Source organism: Burkholderia sp. CpTa8-5 (assembly GCF_017815045.1).
Taxonomy (GTDB): domain Bacteria; phylum Pseudomonadota; class Gammaproteobacteria; order Burkholderiales; family Burkholderiaceae; genus Burkholderia; species Burkholderia sola.
Genome location: NZ_JAGIQD010000019.1, coordinates 109,124 through 126,372, shown reverse-complemented (window position 1 = coordinate 126,372; position 17,249 = coordinate 109,124). Strand labels below are relative to the sequence as shown.

Annotated in this window: 17 protein-coding genes and 1 pseudogene; 6 read left to right on the top strand and 12 right to left on the bottom strand. The window is 67.2% G+C overall.

All coding sequences use genetic code 11. The features are described 5' to 3' along the window. The 3 genes and pseudogenes from J8I35_RS25240 to J8I35_RS25230 form a co-directional block, all read right to left on the bottom strand. Positions 1-89 (bottom strand): annotated as a pseudogene (locus J8I35_RS25240) (electron transfer flavoprotein subunit beta/FixA family protein); the annotation flags it as partial. 31 nt (positions 90-120) lie between these two features. Beyond that, positions 121-1,260: an acyl-CoA dehydrogenase family protein gene (locus tag J8I35_RS25235; protein WP_124557011.1), complete on the bottom strand. Its 1,140-nt coding sequence runs from the start codon at positions 1,258-1,260 to the stop codon at positions 121-123. Further along, positions 1,253-2,527 (bottom strand): CoA transferase, encoded by a 1,275-nt coding sequence (locus J8I35_RS25230; protein WP_209927517.1) that lies wholly within the window; start codon positions 2,525-2,527, stop codon positions 1,253-1,255. Before J8I35_RS25230 ends, J8I35_RS25235 begins: the two co-directional genes overlap by 8 nt. Before the next feature lie 119 nt (positions 2,528-2,646). Between J8I35_RS25230 and J8I35_RS25225 the strand changes: the two genes are divergently transcribed. Further along, on the top strand, positions 2,647-3,558 hold the full coding sequence (locus J8I35_RS25225) for a LysR family transcriptional regulator (protein WP_209927526.1): 912 nt from the start codon (positions 2,647-2,649) through the stop codon (positions 3,556-3,558). Between the two features lie 201 nt (positions 3,559-3,759). Here the strand turns inward: J8I35_RS25225 and J8I35_RS25220 are convergent, their stop codons facing one another. Both J8I35_RS25220 and J8I35_RS25215 read right to left on the bottom strand, forming a co-directional pair. Beyond that, positions 3,760-5,193, bottom strand: a complete 1,434-nt coding sequence (locus J8I35_RS25220) for a nicotinate phosphoribosyltransferase (RefSeq protein WP_124630680.1) — start codon at positions 5,191-5,193, stop codon at positions 3,760-3,762. Positions 5,194-5,266: 73 nt separating this feature from the next. Then, positions 5,267-6,307 carry a bifunctional nicotinamide-nucleotide adenylyltransferase/Nudix hydroxylase gene (locus J8I35_RS25215; protein WP_050014966.1) on the bottom strand — a complete coding sequence of 347 codons (1,041 nt, stop codon included), beginning with the start codon at positions 6,305-6,307 and terminating at the stop codon, positions 5,267-5,269. Between the two features lie 191 nt (positions 6,308-6,498). Here J8I35_RS25215 and J8I35_RS25210 point away from each other — a divergent pair, with 191 nt between their 5' ends. Then, positions 6,499-6,951: an SRPBCC family protein gene (locus tag J8I35_RS25210; RefSeq protein ID WP_175973521.1), complete on the top strand. Its 453-nt coding sequence runs from the start codon at positions 6,499-6,501 to the stop codon at positions 6,949-6,951. On the opposite strand, the gene speD is transcribed toward J8I35_RS25210, so the two are convergent. The 5 genes from speD to J8I35_RS25185 are packed head-to-tail and all read right to left on the bottom strand — an operon-like array spanning position 6,914 to position 10,451. After that, positions 6,914-7,330, bottom strand: coding sequence for an adenosylmethionine decarboxylase (gene speD, locus J8I35_RS25205; protein WP_209927515.1), 417 nt, complete (start codon positions 7,328-7,330; stop codon positions 6,914-6,916). The genes J8I35_RS25210 and speD overlap by 38 nt on opposite strands. After that, a complete protein-coding gene (locus J8I35_RS25200) occupies positions 7,327-7,476 on the bottom strand; it encodes a hypothetical protein (protein ID WP_157687246.1) in 150 nt (49 codons plus the stop codon). Before J8I35_RS25200 ends, speD begins: the two co-directional genes overlap by 4 nt. Continuing rightward, positions 7,473-8,987, bottom strand: coding sequence for a DUF4178 domain-containing protein (locus tag J8I35_RS25195; RefSeq protein WP_209927512.1), 1,515 nt, complete (start codon positions 8,985-8,987; stop codon positions 7,473-7,475). Before J8I35_RS25195 ends, J8I35_RS25200 begins: the two co-directional genes overlap by 4 nt. 9 nt (positions 8,988-8,996) lie before the next feature. Continuing rightward, entirely contained in the window at positions 8,997-10,037 is a 1,041-nt protein-coding gene (locus J8I35_RS25190; RefSeq protein ID WP_124595093.1) for an SPFH domain-containing protein, read from the bottom strand. Between the two features lie 27 nt (positions 10,038-10,064). Next, positions 10,065-10,451 (bottom strand): DUF350 domain-containing protein, encoded by a 387-nt coding sequence (locus J8I35_RS25185; protein WP_006480820.1) that lies wholly within the window; start codon positions 10,449-10,451, stop codon positions 10,065-10,067. Positions 10,452-10,572: 121 nt separating this feature from the next. Here J8I35_RS25185 and J8I35_RS25180 point away from each other — a divergent pair, with 121 nt between their 5' ends. The 4 genes from J8I35_RS25180 (at position 10,573) to J8I35_RS25165 (ending at position 15,054) form a co-directional block, all read left to right on the top strand. Then, on the top strand, positions 10,573-12,087 hold the full coding sequence (locus J8I35_RS25180; RefSeq protein WP_209927510.1) for a polyamine aminopropyltransferase: 1,515 nt from the start codon (positions 10,573-10,575) through the stop codon (positions 12,085-12,087). After that, positions 12,087-13,706 carry an NAD(P)/FAD-dependent oxidoreductase gene (locus J8I35_RS25175; RefSeq protein ID WP_209927508.1) on the top strand — a complete coding sequence of 540 codons (1,620 nt, stop codon included), beginning with the start codon at positions 12,087-12,089 and terminating at the stop codon, positions 13,704-13,706. The genes J8I35_RS25180 and J8I35_RS25175 overlap by 1 nt, the downstream gene beginning before the upstream one ends. A gap of 124 nt (positions 13,707-13,830) precedes the next feature. Next, positions 13,831-14,613, top strand: a complete 783-nt coding sequence (locus tag J8I35_RS25170; protein WP_209927506.1) for an N-acetylmuramoyl-L-alanine amidase — start codon at positions 13,831-13,833, stop codon at positions 14,611-14,613. A gap of 54 nt (positions 14,614-14,667) precedes the next feature. After that, complete coding sequence (locus J8I35_RS25165) at positions 14,668-15,054, top strand: lysozyme inhibitor LprI family protein (protein WP_089470254.1); 387 nt, start codon at positions 14,668-14,670, stop codon at positions 15,052-15,054. 133 nt (positions 15,055-15,187) lie between these two features. Here J8I35_RS25165 and J8I35_RS25160 read toward each other — a convergent pair whose 3' ends face one another. Both J8I35_RS25160 and J8I35_RS25155 read right to left on the bottom strand, forming a co-directional pair. After that, positions 15,188-16,534 (bottom strand): glutamine synthetase family protein, encoded by a 1,347-nt coding sequence (locus J8I35_RS25160; RefSeq protein ID WP_209927504.1) that lies wholly within the window; start codon positions 16,532-16,534, stop codon positions 15,188-15,190. 157 nt (positions 16,535-16,691) lie between these two features. Continuing rightward, positions 16,692-17,249 (bottom strand): XRE family transcriptional regulator, encoded by a 558-nt coding sequence (locus J8I35_RS25155; protein WP_209927503.1) that lies wholly within the window; start codon positions 17,247-17,249, stop codon positions 16,692-16,694.

Here is a 17,249-nt window from a genome sequence, read left to right as displayed (position 1 = left end):
TTCGCGATGTCGACGCCCGTGTTGTCCGACTTCACGCGGACCTTCACGTTGTAATCGACCACTCTTTTCACTGGCACGAGTATCTTCACCATTCGTCTCCTTGTTCGTTCGATTCGGCGATCACGCAAGCATCGTGCGGGCAATCACCGTGCGCTGGATCTCCGACGATCCTTCGTAGATCCGCAGAATGCGTGCGTCCCGCACGAGCCGCTCGATGCGCAGTTCACGTGTGAATCCGTAGCCGCCATGGATCTGCAACGCGGCATCGGTCACGAACGCCACCATCTCCGATGCATACAGCTTCGCCATCGACGCCATGTCCGTAAACGGGTCGCCGGCCGCCCGTCGCGCCGCGGCCTGCAGCGTCAGCAGCCACGCGGCCTCCAGTTGCGTCTTCATGTCGGCGAACCGCCATTGCAGCCCCTGCTTGTTCGCGAGCGGCTCGCCGCCGACGTGGCGCTGCTTCGCCCAGTCGATCGCGTCGCCGAGGGCCGCCTCGGCAATACCGAGGCTCGTCGCCGCGACATCGAGACGACTGTTGTCGAGCACCTTCATCGCCGTGCGGAAGCCGCTGCCCTCGTCGCCCAGCCGGTTCGACGCCGGCACCATGCAGTCGAACGCGACTTCGTGCGCGGGCGCGCCGTGAATGCCCATCAGCTTTTCCGGCGGCGATACCGACACGCCCGCCGTATCGCGATCGACGACGAATGCGCTGATTCCCCGGGTACCGAGCGCCGGTGCGGTTTTCGCATAGACGACGATGAACTGCGCGGCATCGGCGTTCGAGATGAAGTGCTTGACGCCGCGAATGCGGTAGGAGTCGCCGTCGCGCATGGCCTGCGTGGTCATGCCGGCCGGATTCGAGCCGGCCTGCGGCTCGGTCAGCGCGAATGCGCCCAGCTTCGCGCCGCTCGCGGCATCCGGCAGATAGCGGGCACGCAGCGCGTCGTCGCCACCGATCAGCACCGAGTCGGTTGCCAGATAGTGGGCACCGATCATCGACGAGGTCGCCGCGCACGTGCTGGCGATCTCGGCCAGCGACAGGATGATCGCGGCCGGCGACGCGCCGATTCCGCCCCAGCGCTCAGGCAGGTTCATTCCCATCACGCCGAGTTCGGCCAGCGCCGGCACATAGCGTGTCGTCGGCGATTCGTCGCGATCGACTCGTGCGGCATGCGGTGCGAGCTCGGCTTGCGCGAAACGGCGAATCGCGTCGGCGATTTCCAGGTCGGCGTCGTCGACGCCCAGTCGTTTAAGCATCGTTCATCTCCTGAGGGGTTTCGGTTCGTCGCGCGGATGCGGCAGCGCCGGGGACGATCGTTTCGGCGGCCGCGTGAACGACACCGGCTTTCACGAGCGCGGCGATCGCCGCATCGTCGAGCCCGAGCACTCGGCCGAGCACCGCGCGCGTATGCTCACCGAGTTGCGGCGCGCGTGTGGTACGCGTGTCCGGATACGCGGAAAACTTCAGCGGCTGGGCGGGCAACCGGATCGGCGAGCCGTCGGCCGCGGCCGTCTCGACGAGCAGGCGGCGCGTGCGCGCCTGTTCGCTTTCGAGCGCTTCCCGAATGTTCCGGATCGGTGCGACAGGAATACCGGCCGCACCGAGCGCCGTGTTGACCTCGTCGACCGCGCGCGTCGCGGCCCACTGCTCGATGCACGCGCGCAATGCCGCTTCGTGTTCGCAACGCGACGTATCGGACACGAAACGCGCATCGTCGACCAGCGCCGGAAGACCGATCGTGTCGGCGAGCAGACCGAACAGTTTGTTGTTGAGTACCGCGACGACGAAATGGCCGTCGGCCGCACGATAGGCGCCGAACGGCGCAGACGTCGGGTGGCGATTGCCCACACGCCGCGGCGCCCTGCCGGTGGTCGCGTAACGCGCGACGAGCGCGGCGGTCAGGCTCATCGTCGCATCGAACATCGACACGTCGACGTGTGTACCCTGCCCGGTTCGATCGCGTGCAACGAGCGCGGCGAGCACGCCCCATGACGCAAAGATCCCGCTGACCACGTCGGACACGGAATCGCCGACGAGCGTCGGCTCGCCATCTGGCGAGCCTGTCGCGTCCATCAGCCCGCACATCGCCTGCAGGATGATGTCGTAGGCCGGCCGGCTCGATTCGGGACCGGTCTGCCCGAAGCCCGATACGCTCGCGTAGACCAGCGCCGGGTTGCGTGCCGACAGAGCCGCGTAGCCGATCCCGAGCCGCTCGGCCACACCGGGGCGGAAGTTCTCGACGACGACGTCGGCATCCGCGCACAGCGATTGCGCGAGCGCCTGCCCGTCCGCCGTCTTCATGTCGATCACGACACTGCGCTTGTTGCGGTTCATCGCACCGAACAGCCCGCTCTCGCCATTCGCGAACGGCCCGATCGCACGGTAATCGTCGCCGGCGGGCGGCTCGATCTTGATCACGTCGGCGCCGAGGTCGCCGAGCAGCGCCGAACACAGCGGCCCCGCGAGCACTCGGGAAAAGTCGATCACGCGTATGCCGTCGAGCGGCAGCCTGGACACAGTCACGGCATCTTTCTCCTGAAGGTCGGGCCGAGTCGGCCGATGCGGTGATTCTGTTCGAGCGAGGCAATCAGATAAAATATCGGAATAAATTAACGGTTATAAGATTTCCGTATGGGTTCGATATGGCGCTGTCGCTGAGATTGCTTCGCTATTTCGTCGCGGCCGCAGAAGCGGGCAGCACGACCGCGGCTGCCGTCCTGCTGAACGTATCGCAACCGTCGATCTCGGTGGCGATCCGCGAACTCGAGGCGCTGTTCGACGATCCGCTGTTCACACGCGGCGCGGGCACACGCATGACGCTCACGCACTTCGGCGAGCGCAAGCTCACCGAGGCACGTCAGTTGCTCGCATCGGCGTCGGCGTTCGCAACCGACGACGCTGGCGACGAGCCGGGGGGCGTCGTGCACATCGGTGTATTCAGCACGATCGCACCGGTCTATTTGCCGCACGCGCTCGAGCTTGCGCAGCAGCGTCATCCGCGCTTGGACATCCGCTTCGTCGAAGGCGATCTCGCGCAGCTCGACATGGCGCTGCACAAGCAGCAGATCGACTTCGCACTGATGTACGACGTCGGCTTGCCGGAAGACATCGAACGTGAATGTCTGGCCGAATTGCGCCCCTATGCGCTCGTGCCCGCCGGATCCGCGCTGGCGAAGCGCAAGCGCGCGATCTCGCTGCACGACCTCGCCGCGCACCCATTCATCCTGATCGACCTACCGCATAGTCGCGACTTCCTGATGGCGCCGTTCTGGCAGTGCGGCCTGTCGCCGAAGGTCCGTTATCGCGCGGTGTCGATCGAACTCGTGCGGGCAATGGTCGCAAGCGAGCTTGGCGTGTCGCTGCTGATCACGCAAAGCCCGGCAGTCACGCGCTCGCCGCTCGTCGTCGAATGTCCGATCCGGGAATCCACCGTGATCCAGCCGCTGGTAATCGCGCGCCTCGCGCGTGCGGCTCGGACCCGCGCGTCGGAAATCGCGGCAACGTGCGTACGTGACGCGGTCGCGGATGCAATGCGCACTCGCACGGGGCCTTGAACCGGGACAGCCCGCTTATCATGTCCGAAACCAACACGGCTCTCGTGTATTGGCGGACAGGCGGGCTCCGCAAGAACGGGGCGCCCGCCCCCGGAAAGCCACGAGAAACGGTGGACAGCCGAGCGGCGCAACGGCATCGCAGCCTGATGCGCGTGCCGCCGGCGCGAAGCGACCCACAGTCGAATCGCCGCGCCACCCGCGTCACACCTCCCCCGCGTGCGCCCTTGCCCTGACCTCCGCAAACGACGTATCGACGACCAGACGCCCGGTGTCGAACACCGTCTCGAGCGCCTCGTCCCATTCGCCTTCCAGCGCCCGATCGTCCCACGCAACCGGCAGCGTCGCCGTCCGATACTCGCCGGTGCGCCAATTGCGCAGCAGCGTCAGCCGCCCTCGCTTCGAGCGCTTGCCCTGATCGGTGACCGGATCCTTGCGGACGTCGTGCCACACGCCGCCGCGCCGGATGGCCGAGCACTTCATCGCGAAGCGCTGCGTATCGCGATTCACCCGCTGCAACAGCGCACCGCCCATGCCGAACACCACGTTGCCGGCCGCGTAGCCTGCCTCGTCGAGCGCGGCGAGGATCGCTTCGATCGACTGCTCGTCGACGCCGTCGCCCTGGATCACGCGCACGTGGTTCAGCACGCGCCGCCCCTTGCCGTTCACGGTCGAGCCGAACGACACGTCGAGCGCCCGCACCGTTTGCAGCACGATCGTCACCGGGTCGCCGGAATCGGGACGCACGACGAGCGTCGCGCCCGAATCGATCACCGCCTGCCGAAGTTCGCCGCCCCACAAATCGAGCGCGGCGAACAGATCATAGGAGTCCGATACGACCGATACGATCGCGCCCGGCAAACCGAAGCGGCTGATCATGTTGCGGTACGCGTCGGCCTCGCCTTCGCGCCCCCATGACGTAATCGTGCTGTGCTCGGCCGCCGGCACCGAGTAGGCGGCCATCGGCTCGCGATAGAAGCGGTTCGCGGCCAGCACGCCGAGCACCGTATCCGAGCCCATGAAGCTCACGAGATGCGCGGCGCCGCCGATCGCGGCCGATTCCGCGCTCGACACGCCGCGCGCGCCGAAGTCGTGCAGCTTGAACGGCAGTTGCGCGAGATCGTCGTCGGTCCTTTCGAGGAAGCGGCGGATCGTTTGCCGCAGGTGCCAGCTGCGGGTCGCCACCGTCACCGGATACCAGATGCGCAACAACATCGTCTCGAGATACGACGCGAGCCAGAACACCTGCGGATCGTCGCATTCGACCGTCATCAGCACGTTGTGCACCGGCACGATCGAGCCTTCCGGTACCGCACGGATCTTCACCGGCAGGTAGCCGTCGTAGTGCTCGACGATATGACGCCACCCGGCTTCGTTGAACGGCTCGCCGTGCACGGCGAAGAAATCGCGCGCGTCGTCGATCATCGCGTGCGTGACCGGCTTGCACAGGTACTCCTTCAGCAGCATCTGAAGGCCGAAGAACAGCGTGCGGTCATAGCGGCCGCCGCGCGATTCGACGTACGAGAACATCGCCGATGCGTCCGGCGGATATTGCAGGAAGTGGGAGGCCTTGTACGAATCCGTGTTGAGAATCGGATTGGCGAGAACCGCGGCAAAGCCGCCGGGATCGTTTTGCATGGCTAGAGCTCCTCTAGGCCGTTGAAGTGCCGCCGCGTCTGTCGCGGCGGACCGAATGCGGGGAATCAGCGCGTCACAGCTTCCCCAGGAAGTGATACGCGATGTCGAAGTGATCCTCGAACATCACGTTGCGCATCTGCGCGAATTCGTTGAGCGGAACCCAGCGCGCCTTGTCGGCGTCGTCGCTGCCCTTCACGCGCGGCAGCTCGCCGGTCGGAAAGTTGAACAGGCACGCATGCGTGATCGTGCGGCCGCGCAGCGAACGCGTCGGGTGATCGAACACCTGGCGATCCTTGATCGAGCCGCGCAGCACGGGCTCCGGCAGCTTGAGGCCGGTTTCCTCGCGCAGTTCGCGAATGCACGCCGCATCGAGCCGCTCGTCCTGGTTCACGAAGCCGCCCGGCAGCGCCCACAGGCCACGGCCCGGTTCGCTGCGACGGCGCACGAGCAGGATATGCCCCGAGTGCACGACCACCGCGTCGACCGTCACGAACGTGACCGGATACGGCGCGGCCGCCCACGCCTTGCGATACGCGGCGATGAATTCGGCTTCCGACTTCAGTTGCGCGAATTCCGGCTGCGTGCGGAACCGCTCGAGCCAGCCGAACACGGGTTCGGGCACGGCCCACTGCACGAAGCTGTTGGTCCGTTCGGCGAAATACTGGTCGCGGATCTCGGTAGCGGAAATGTCTTCCGTCGCGTCGACGTCGACGAGCGCCCATTGCGGGAACATCCGCAGGTAATACGACGTGGCGTCCTTCTCGTGGCCGATCAGCCCGACCTTGCGCTGCGCGACGTCGCCGAGCGCGCCGGCCACCGCATCCTGCACCCAGCGCACCCAGTCGCCGTCGTTGTAGGTCGAATCCTGCAGCGGGGCGATCGTCACGCGGTCGCGCTCGGACGCGTCGAGCAGCGAGGCCAGCATCTGGCGGCGCTCGTCGAACGAGAACGGATCCTTGATGGTGCGGGGCTTGTCGGTCGATCCGATCAGCACGCACACGCGCTCGGCCCGGCTCAGTGCCGACTTCAGCACGTTCAGGTGACCACGATGCGGAGGCTGGAAACGACCGATGAAAACGAGCGCGTCGAAGCGCCGGTTCTGTTGCGTACTCATGAGGCTCCCTCAAGAGATTGAAACGCTCCGGGTCTGTCCCGAAGGGTTGGGATAAATCGTAGGGGAATTCCCGAAGTGCGTCAATCGATCCCATTCGAGCCCACGCTCGACTTGACGAAGTCTGACGAAACACAGGTTATTGGCGCGGTACACTCGATCGCATTCCAATCCGAACCCTGGCGCGCGCTCTCATGAGGATCTCAGTCAGCCGGACCGTCGGCGTCGATCGCCGACGCCTGTTCACGTGGTCGCAGGATTACGGCCGGCGGCTCGTGTGGGACAACTTCCTGATCGATGCGTATCTGCTCGACGGAACGACCGCCGACGTCGGCGTCGACGCGTTCTGCCGCAGCCAGTCGGGTGCGACGATGGTGTCGCGCTACATCTCGTACCGTCCGCCGCAGGTCGCCGCCGTCGAAATGGTCGAAGGGCCGAAAGTGCTCGAACGCTTCAGCGGCAGCTGGAACTTCACCGAGCACACGCCCGGGTCGACCGAGGTGAAGTTCACGTACCACTTCCGTGCGCAGCCGTCCTGGCTGCGCTGGCTGCTCGAACCGCTGATCGGCGCGTTCTATCTCGTGCACACGCGCCGGCGTCTCGATTCGTTCAAGCGCTGGGCCGAAGCGGAAGCGCTGCCGCACTGAGCGACGCACCGCCCCGCGCCACCTGCTGCCGAACCTGCGCATGCGTGCCGAGCGCCGTGGCGATCGCATCGACCGCGTCGGCCGCGCGCGCCGCGCCGCACATGAATGCATCGACGGCCGCGAAACGATGCTCGGGCCACGTATGGATCGTGATGTGCGACTCCGCCAGCAACACGACACCCGTCACGCCATGCTCGCCGCCGAAATGATGGAAGTGCGCGCCGATCACGCGCGCGCCGGCCCGTTGCGCCGCGTCGGTGAGGATCGCCTCGAGTCGCGCGGCGTCGCGCAGCAGCGCCGCGTCGATGCCGGCCAGGTCGGCCAGCACGTGCGAGCCGAGCGCCGCACAGGACGGCGCGACCCCGTCGCGCGCGGTCATTTGTGCGACCCGTACGACGAGTAGCCGCTGCGCGCCGACGAACTGCCCCACCCGCTACCGCCCGACCCGCCGCCGCCGATCGATGCGCAGCTGAACAGCGTGACGACGATCAGGCCGTAGATGCCGTAAAGGATGTACCGGATCACGCGTTGCCCCCGTCCGACGCAAAACGCGCCCACAGCCATTCCGGCAGCCACAGCACCAGCAGGCCGACCAGCACGTAGACGGAGCGTCCGGTGAACGAGAACAGCGAACCCAGGTTGAAGACCACGAGCAACGCGCTGAACATGAACGGCAGCGGCGCAAAACTGTGCGGCCCCTTCCTGCCGAACAGGCCCATCGATTCGGTGGCGCCCGCGGCAGCGGCGGTGGCCGTCGCCAGCGCCGGCGTGCCGAAACGCTCGGCGAGCGCGCTGCCCGTCAGCGGCCGCGCACGCGACCAGACGATCTCCGCGTCACTGCGCTCGCGCGTGAGCTTGTCCTTCTGCCAGCCGTAATCGATGATCGACGTGCGGTCGCCCGCCTGCACGCGCCAGTTGAATGCCCCGACCACGTAGACGACCTCCGATTCGTATTCCTCGCGCAAACGATAGGTCTTGCCGCCATCGGTCACGCTGGATTCGCCGCCGATCGTCGGCCAATGGTCGAGCACCTGCACGCGCTCCCAGCGCCCTTCGCTTTGCACCAGCCACAGGAAGCCGCGCTTCGGGTTCAGCAGCAGGTATTCGTCCCATGTCTCGGCGTCGCCCGGCACGCGGCAGCGCATCATGCCGATCACCGTGTACTTCACACCGTCGAACGTGCCGATCGCGCCGAGTTCGAGCGCGCCCTTCACCGATTCCAGCTTGCGCTGCGCCGCGAACACGGTCTGCTGCTCGGCCGTGCACTGCACGCCCGCATGGCAGTTGCCGCACACGACGTAGTCGGCCACGTTCGGCGCATAGGACAGTGGCGCACCGCAGCTCGGGCACGCGAACGGCACCATCTCCGCGCCGCGTTTCTCGCGCGTATCGTTTTCGGTATCGCGCAAGCCCGTGAACCCGAGCGCATCGAATTCCAGCGCCTCGCCGGAATAAACGGCCGGGATGCCGCCGTTCGATTCGGCGTCGGAATAGTCGTAGGTCGCGAATGCATTGCCGGTGCGCAGGTCGACGACGCGCGCTTCCCACCCGGCATCGACGCGGAACGGCAGCTCGCCGTCGCCGCCCGTGCAGCGTGCGGTACGCACGTCGGACACCAGATACGCGCGGCCGCCGTGGTCGATCCGCATGCCCGGTTCGAGCGTGCCGAATGCGGGCCACGCGGCGCCTGCCGCATCGTCGGGTTCGCGCACCGTGATCGCGTACTGGCCCGACGCATCCGACAGCCATCCGAACGCGCCGTCGTCGAACACGACGTACCATTCGCTCCACGCGCCGGCATCGTAGGTCATCTGGATGCGCCCGAGCACCGTGAACGCGCGCGTGCCGTAGCGCCCGGCCGTGCCGATCTGGATCGGCGATGCATCGTCGAGCACCGTGGCCAGTTCGCCGATGCGCTCGACGTCGGCGCCGCGCTTGAGCAGCGTGCTGCGGCAGAACGCGCAGACGGCCATCACCGCCGCGGCCGAGCGAAACTCGACCGGCGCGCCGCATTGGGGGCACGAGGTACGGAACATGCGCGACGCTTACCGCGTGAGCTTCGCGAGGATCTCGGCCTTCGCGCGCGAATAGTCGTCTTCGGTCACGAGGCCCTTGTCGAGCAGCGCCTTCAACTGCTCGAGCCGCTGCACGTAATCGGTGCCCTCGGCCGCTCCCGCGGCGATCGGCGCCGCGACGGGCACGGGCGGCGCAGCCTGCGCCGGTTGTGCGGCGCCCGCGATCTGGCCGGCCATCGCCTGCCCGATTGCCGCCCCGGCGGCCAGCCCCGCGCCGACCCCGGCGATGCCGCCCGGGTTTTGCGCGGCGAGCGGAATCGCCTGCGCGGTCTGGTATTGCGTGGCGCGCGCGAGATCGCCGGCCATCCCCGCTCCGATCCGCAGGTCGAGCGCCTTTTGCAGCTCGGCCGGCAGCGACACGCTCTCGACCGCGAACGCGTCGAGCGCAAGCCCGTAGCGCGTGAACACCGGCACCAGCGCGTCGGCCACACGCTGCGACAGCAGCGACTGGTTCGCGGCCATGTCGACGAACGGCACGTCGGCCGAGCCGAACGTCGTGCTCATCGCGGTGACGACCAGGTTGCGCAGTTGCTGCTCGAGATCGTCGACCGTATAGGCCGCGCGCGTGCCGCTGACCTCGCGATGGAATGCGGCCGCATCGACGATCCGGTACGAGTAGATGCCGAACGCGCGCAGTTGCACGAAGCCGAATTCGCGATCGCGGATCGTCACCGGCTGCGCGGTGCCCCAACGCCGGCCCAGCTGCAGCCGCGTGCTGAAGAAGTAGACGTCCGACTTGAAAGGCGACTGAAAGAATTTATCCCAGTTCTTCAGGTTCGTGAGCACCGGCAGCGTGCGCGTTTCCAGCGTATAGAGCCCAGGCTGGAACACGTCGGCGACCTTACCCTCGTTGACGAAGATCGCGACCTGCGTTTCGCGCACGGTCAGCTTGCCGCCGTACTGGATTTCCTGGTCTTCCATCGGATAGCGCCAGGCCAGTACGCCGTCGGTGTCTTCCGTCCATTGCAGGACGTCGATGAACTGCTTGCGGATGAATGAACCCAGACTCATGTCGGTCTCCTCGAAACGCGTGGCGCGTCAGGTCAGGCAGGCGGCATTGATAATGCCGACGACGAGCGACGCGGTGCCCATCAGGCCGCCCATCGCGACGTTGCGATCCTCGATCGCATGATTCATGCCGGGCATCACGCGCGTCAGCACCGCATAGGTGATCAGTTGCACGATCATCGCGCCGACGGCCCAGATCACGACTTCGCCGAGCGTGGAATTGTGCGCGATGCTGGACGCGAGCGTCAGGCAGAAACCGATCAGCGCGCCGCCGAACGACAGCGTCGCGGCCGCGTTGCCGTCGCGGATCAGCGCGAGTTCGTCGAACGGGGTGACCTTCAGGTACACTGCCGCGAACACAAGAAGCAGCACGAACGCCGACAGTAAATGAACCGCATAAAGATAGGCACTATTCATTCTTTTCCTCGGATTTTGTGCTCGGTTCGCCGCCCCGTCGCCGGTCGGCCCGCACGGGGCCGCCAGACGAAAATCCGCGCCAGTATATCCACATTGCCGAACACTGCACAACGGATGCGCGATGCTGCATAAGCGTGCGCTCGTCCTGTCGATTCTCGTGCTCGCGTCGTGCGGGCTCGGCTACGAACTGATCAGCAGCGCGCTGTCGAGCTACCTGCTCGGCGATTCGATCCTGCAGTTCTCGTCGGTGATCGGCTGCTACCTGTTCGCGATGGGGATCGGCTCGTGGCTCGCGAAGTTCGTCGAGGACGACGACGTGCTCGACCGCTTCGTCGACATCGAGCTGCTCGTCGGCCTGCTCGGCGGCGTATCGGCCGCGCTGCTGTTCGTCGTGTTCGCCTGGCTCGCCGCGCCGTTTCGCGCGGCGCTTTACGCACTGGTGCTCGCGCTCGGCCTGCTGATCGGGATGGAGATTCCGCTCGTGATGCGCGCGTTCCAGCAGCGCCGCCAGGCGTTCCGCCATACCGTCAGCGAGGTGCTGACCTTCGACTATCTCGGCTCGCTCGCCGTGTCGCTGATCTTCCCGCTCGTGCTCGCGCCGCGTCTCGGCCTGCTGCGCACGAGCTTCCTGTTCGGCCTCCTGAACGCATTCGTCGCGTTGTGGACGACGCACCTGTTCCGCGACGAAATCCGCAACGTGCGCGGCAAGCTGATGCGCGCGTCGCTCGTGATCGGGCTGCTGATCGCCGGGTTCGCGCTGTCGGAGCGCATCACGCACTGGGCCGAGCACGGCGTATACGGTGACGAGACGATCTATTCGGAAACGACGCCGTACCAGCGCATCGTGCTCACGCAGTGGCACGACGACATGCGGCTGTACCTGAACGGCAACCTGCAATTCTCGTCGCGCGACGAACACCGCTATCACGAAGCGCTGATCCATCCGGCCATCGAAGCGCTGCCGTGGGCGAAGCGCGTGCTCGTGCTGGGCGGCGGCGACGGCCTCGCGGTGCGCGAACTGCTCAAGCACCGCCATCTCGAACGGATCACGCTCGTCGATCTCGATCCCGCGATGACGAAGCTGTTCTCGACGTCCGCGCCGCTCGTCAAGCTGAACCAGGGCGCGCTGAAGGACCCGCGCGTGCAGGTGATCAACGACGACGCGGTGCGCTGGCTCGAATCGAATGCCGACGCGTACGACGCGATCGTCGTCGACTTCCCCGATCCGACCAACTTCGGGCTCGGCCGCCTGTATTCGGTGCCCGTATTCCGGCTGCTCGCGCGGCACCTGTCGGAGAACGGCTACACGGTGATCCAGTCGACGTCGCCGTATTTCGCGCCGCATGCGTACTGGACCATCATCGCGACGCTGCGCGAAGCCGGGTTCAACACGTGGCCGTACCACTGCTACGTGCCGTCGTTCGGCGACTGGGGCTTCGTGATCGCCGGCAAGCGCCGCGATTTCACGGTGCCGACGCACTACTCGGTGCCGACCCGCTGGCTCGATCCGCAAACGGCCGCCGAGATGTTCCACTTTCCGGCCGACATGCCGGCGCTGCCGATGTCGCCGAACGAACTCAACGACCAGCCGCTCGTGCGCCGCTTCGACGACGACTGGAAGCACGTACTGCGCTGATGAATCGCCGCACGTTCCTCGTCGCGTCGGCGGCCGCGTCGCTCGCCGCCTGCGGCCGCACCGGCTGGATCGAGACGACACCGCGCGTCGACTACCCCGGCATGCGCGAAGGCCATGCGCTGCGCGACCATGCCACGCTGCCGCCGCCGTCCGGCACGATCGACACGGATGTCGCGATTCTCGGCGCCGGCGCGGCCGGGCTGTCGTGCGCATGGCAACTCGCGCGCGCGGGCCATACGCGCTTCACGGTGCTCGCCGGCCCCGAATTCGGCGGCAACGCGGCCGGCGGCCACTTCGGCGCGCTCGGCTATCCGAAGGGCGCGCACTACCTGCCGCTGCCGTCGCTCGAATCCGTGCATCTGCGCGACATGCTCGCCGATCTCGGCGTGATCGAATCCGCGCCGTTCTCCGCGCGCCCCGTGTACGACGAGCGTGCCCTCGTCCACGCACCCGACGAACGGCTGTTCATCGGCGGGCAGTGGCAGGACGGCATCGTGCCGACCGCCGGCCTCGACGCCGACGCACTCGCGCAGCAGGCGCGCTTCTTCGCGTACACGGACGGGCTGCGCACCGCGCGCGGCGCCGACGGCCGCAAGGTGTTCTGCATCCCGATCGCGGAATCGTCGCGCGACCCGCGCTGGCGCGCACTCGACCGGCGCTCGTTTCGCCAGTGGCTGCGCGACGAGGGCTACACCGCGAAGGCGCTGCACTGGTATCTGGACTACTGCTGCCGCGACGACTACGGCGCCGGTTACGAGCACGTCTCCGCGTGGGCCGGACTGCACTATTTCTCGTCGCGCGGCGGCCATGCGGGCGACGCGGGCGACGGCGCGGTGCTGACCTGGCCCGACGGGCTGCACACGATGGTGACGAAGCTGGGCGATTCGATCGCCGCGCGCACCGGCTCGAACGCATGGTCGCGGGACGGCTTCGCGGTGCGCGCGACCGAACGTGCGGGCGGCGTCGACGTGCTGTGCGCCCGCGTCGGCCACGACGGCATGCTGTCGACGTTCATGCTGAAGGCGCGCCGGGTCGTATCCGCGATGCCGCTGTTCGTCGCGGCGCGCGTGTTTCCGCAGCTCGCCGCGTACGGCTTCGAACCCGCGCGCGACCTGCCGCCGCGCGCGCCGTGGCTCGTGTCCAACTTCCTGCTCGACGGCATGCCGGCCGAGGAAGCCGGCGTGCCGCTCGCGTGGGACAACGTCGTCTACGGCGGCGCGGGGCTCGGCTATGTCGTGTCGACGCACCAGTTGATCCGGATGTCGCCGCCGACGCGCTCCGTCTTCTCCGCCTATCAGGCATTGAGCACGCAAACGCCGGACGAGACGCGCCGCTGGCTCGCGCAGGCGAAACCCGACGCGTTGCGCGAGCAGGCGGCAGTCGACCTGCAGGCCGTGTACGGACGCGAGCTGTGGAAGCACGCGAGCGCGCTCGAGATCACCGTGCGCGGCCATGCGATGGCTACACCCGACGTCGGCTTCCTGAGCCGGCCGGGGCTGCTCGCGCTGCGCGATGCCGACGGCCCCGTCGTGTTCGCGCATGCCGACCTGTCCGGGCTGTCGCTGTTCGAGGAAGCGTCGTACTGGGGCATGCTGGCGGCCCGGCGCGTGCTGGCCTGACAACCGCCGTTCGTCATTGCGGCGTCGCCGCCACCCGCTATAATCGCGCGACATTCCGACTGCATAGAGCAGGCCGACGGTGGCGCGCCGTTCGACGCGCCGACCGCCCTTCTCGACAACAACAATGACGAACCGAACCTTCCGACGCCTTCGCCCGCTGGTGCGCGCCGCCGCGCGCGTGCTCGCGTGCGCCCCGCTGCTCGGCGCACCGCTGGCGCTGCATGCGGCCGACGCCGCCGGTGTCCGCGGCGCTTCCGGGACCTCCGTAACCGAGCCCGCGAGCGGGCGCTACATCGTCGTCGACACCGGCCATACGCCCGCGCGTCCGGGCTCCACCGGCGCGAGCGGCCGCGTCGAATACCTGTACAACCTCGACCTGTCCGGCGCGGTCGCCGACACGCTCGCCGCGCACGGCGACCGCGTGCTGCGCACGTCGGCGGACGGCCGCGAGATCGCGCTCGATCGGCGCTCGACGCAAGCGCCGGACTCGAACCTGTTCGTGTCGATCCATCACGACTCGATGCAGCAGCAGTTCATCGACGCGGGCCGGCAGCGCGAATTCCGCGGCTTCTCGGTGTTCGTGTCGGAACGCAATCCGCACTATGCGGAAAGCCTGCGTTGCGCGAAGGCGATCGCCGAGCGGCTGGTCGCGGCCGGCGAACGGCCGTCGCTGTATCACGCGCAGCCGATCAAGGGCGAGAACCGCCCGCTGATCGACCCGCCACTCGGCATCCATCGCTTCGACGATCTCGTCGTGCTGCGCACCGCGCCGGTTCCGGCCGTGCTCGTCGAAGCCGGCGTGATCGTCAATCCGGACGAGGAAGCGCGGCTCGCGCGGCGCGAGACGATCCAACGCCTGTCCGCCGCGATCGCGGGCGGCATCGACGCGTGTACGACACCCCGATAAACGACGGTATCGCCCGTCGGATTCACCGGTTTTCACCCCGTCAGGAGACTCACCATGAAGAAGAATCTGCTCGCATCCTGTGCGCTGCTCGCGCTTGCCGTTCCGTTCGCCGCGCACGCGGCCGGCTGCGGGAAGCCGCGCAGCGCGTTCGACCAGGTGTATTGCACGAGCACGCAGTTCTCGCAGTCCGACCGAGATCTCAACGACGAATACGGCCGGCTGCGCAAGCAACTGAGCGGCGATCAGCAGGCGACGCTGAAGGCCGGCCAGCTCGCGTGGCTGAAACAACGCGACGCGCAGTGCAGCGAGACCCGCGGCAGCAGCTACCTCGTCGATATCCAGTGCGCGAACGACATGACGCAGTCGCGGCTGTCGTTCCTGCGCGAGCGTGAGCGCGAATGCTCGAGCACCGGGTGCGTGACGTCGAAGCTCGGGGAGTAAGGGCGCGACGCATGCGATGCCGCGACGCGTTTCGCGGCATCGCGGCCCGAAAGGAATCACACGAGGGCGCTTGACGTCGAACACGACGACGATCGCCCCCTTCCCTGATCGACTTTTCCGACGCGCGCGGCAATCACAGAAACCACCGATACTCCCGCGCGCCGATCTCGTTGCGGAAATCCAGCTCCTCCTGCCGCTTGTTCTCGCAATACACCATCACGAACTCGCTGCCGAGCCCTTCGCGCACGGCCGGATGATCCTGCATCGCGGCGACCGCCGACAGCATCTCCTGCGGAAAATCGATGCCGCTGCCGCGATCGTCGTTGAGCGGCGCGATCGGCTCGAGCCGCGCATCGAGCCCGTGCTCCATCCCGCTCAGGATCGCCGCCAGCACCAGGTACGGGTTCGCATCCGCGCTCGCGAGCCGGTGCTCGATCCGCAGGTTGCGTGCGTCCGATTCCGGAATCCGGATGCACGCGTCGCGATCCTCGAAGCCCCAGCTCGCGCGGCTCGCCGCATTCACCATCGATCCGTAGCGGCGAAACGCATTGTGATTCGGCGCGAACACCGGCATGCAGTGCGGCAGCAGCGCGAGGCAGCCGGCCACCGCGTGCCGCAACGGCCGCTGCCCGTCGGCCGCAAGCACGTTGCGCCCCGCGTCGTCGTACAGGCTCACGTGCACGTGCATCCCGCTGCCCGGCGCATGCAGATACGGCTTGCCCATGAAGCTCGCGCGATAGCCATGCCGCAACGCGACGCCGCGCGTGCTGCGACAGAACAGCGCCGACCAGTCGGCCGCGCGCAGCGCGTCGTCGGTATGCCCGAAATTGATCTCGAACTGGCCGGGCCCGAGCTCGGCGGTGATCACCGTCGCATCGACGCCCTGTTCGCACGCGGCGTCGACCATCTCGTGCAGCACGTCGGAGAAGCGCGACAGGCGCTCGATATGCATGTTCGGCTGATCGTCGCGGTCATCGCTCAGGCGATCGCGCGGATACTGCGGCATGCCTTGCTCGAGCTGCGCGGCGAACAGGTAGAACTCGAGCTCGAATGCGACGACCGGCCGGATGCCGCGCGCCGTGAACCGCCGCAGCACGCGCGCGAGCACCTCGCGCGGCTCGAATTCGATCGGCGAATCGGTGCCGTCGGAGCTGATCAGCATCTGCGCGAGCGGCTGCCGTTCCCAGCGCACGGGCTTCAGCGTGCCGGGGATCAGGCGGCGCGGCGCATCGGGATCGCCGTCGTTGAAGCAGTAATCGCCGATCTTGTAGAGGCCGCCCTGCGTGCCGAGCAGGATGCAGTTCTGCGGCAGCTTCAGCAGCGAACCCGCCGCGACTTTTTCGAGCGCGTCGATCGGATAGCGCTTGCCGTAGAAATGCCCGGGCAGGTCGAGGCAGATCAGGTCGACATAACGAATCTCGGGGTGCGCCTGCCGGAACGCGCGGACTTCACTGACCAGCGCGGGAACGACGTCAGCCATGTCTCATCCTTTCCATGTCTTGTAGGGCGGTGACGCCACGCGGCGAACCGGATTCGTGCGGCGCACGGCGCAACGCACGCGGCAAATCACTCAGTAATGCAAACAGACTGCACGGTGCGGAAGCCTCCGACGTCGCCCGCCCCGCCGACCACTCAACTCAGGTGAATACCCAGATCACGCGCGTCGGCGCATCGGTCAGATTTGCATACCGGAAGCGCTTGCGCGCGGGAAGCTGAAACGCATCGTTCGGGCCGAGCGTGACGGGCGTGTCGTCGCCGTCTAGCCAGATCGTCAGTTCTCCTTCGAGCACGAAGCCGCCCTGCTCGTCGCTGTCGTCGACCGGCCGCTCGCCGCTGCTCGCGCCCGGCCCGAGATGGCTTTCGAGGATCGAGAAGCGCGACCGCATGTTCGGCGACACGAGGATGTCGGTAACGCCGTCCGCGTAATACACGGTGCGCCGCTCGTCGGGCCGCGTGACCCACGGCACGCTGCGCGGCTTGCTCAGGCTGTAGAAATACGTGGTCGGCACGCCGAGCGCCTCGCCGATCGCGGTGAGATCCGCGACCGTCGGACGCGACAGCCCGCGCTCGACCTGCGACAGAAAGCCGACCGAGCGGCCGATCCGTTCGGCGAGATCGTTCAGCGTGACCTTGCGATGCTTGCGCAGGTCGCGGATCAGGATCGCCAGACTTTCTATCTCTTCCTGTTCGTTCAT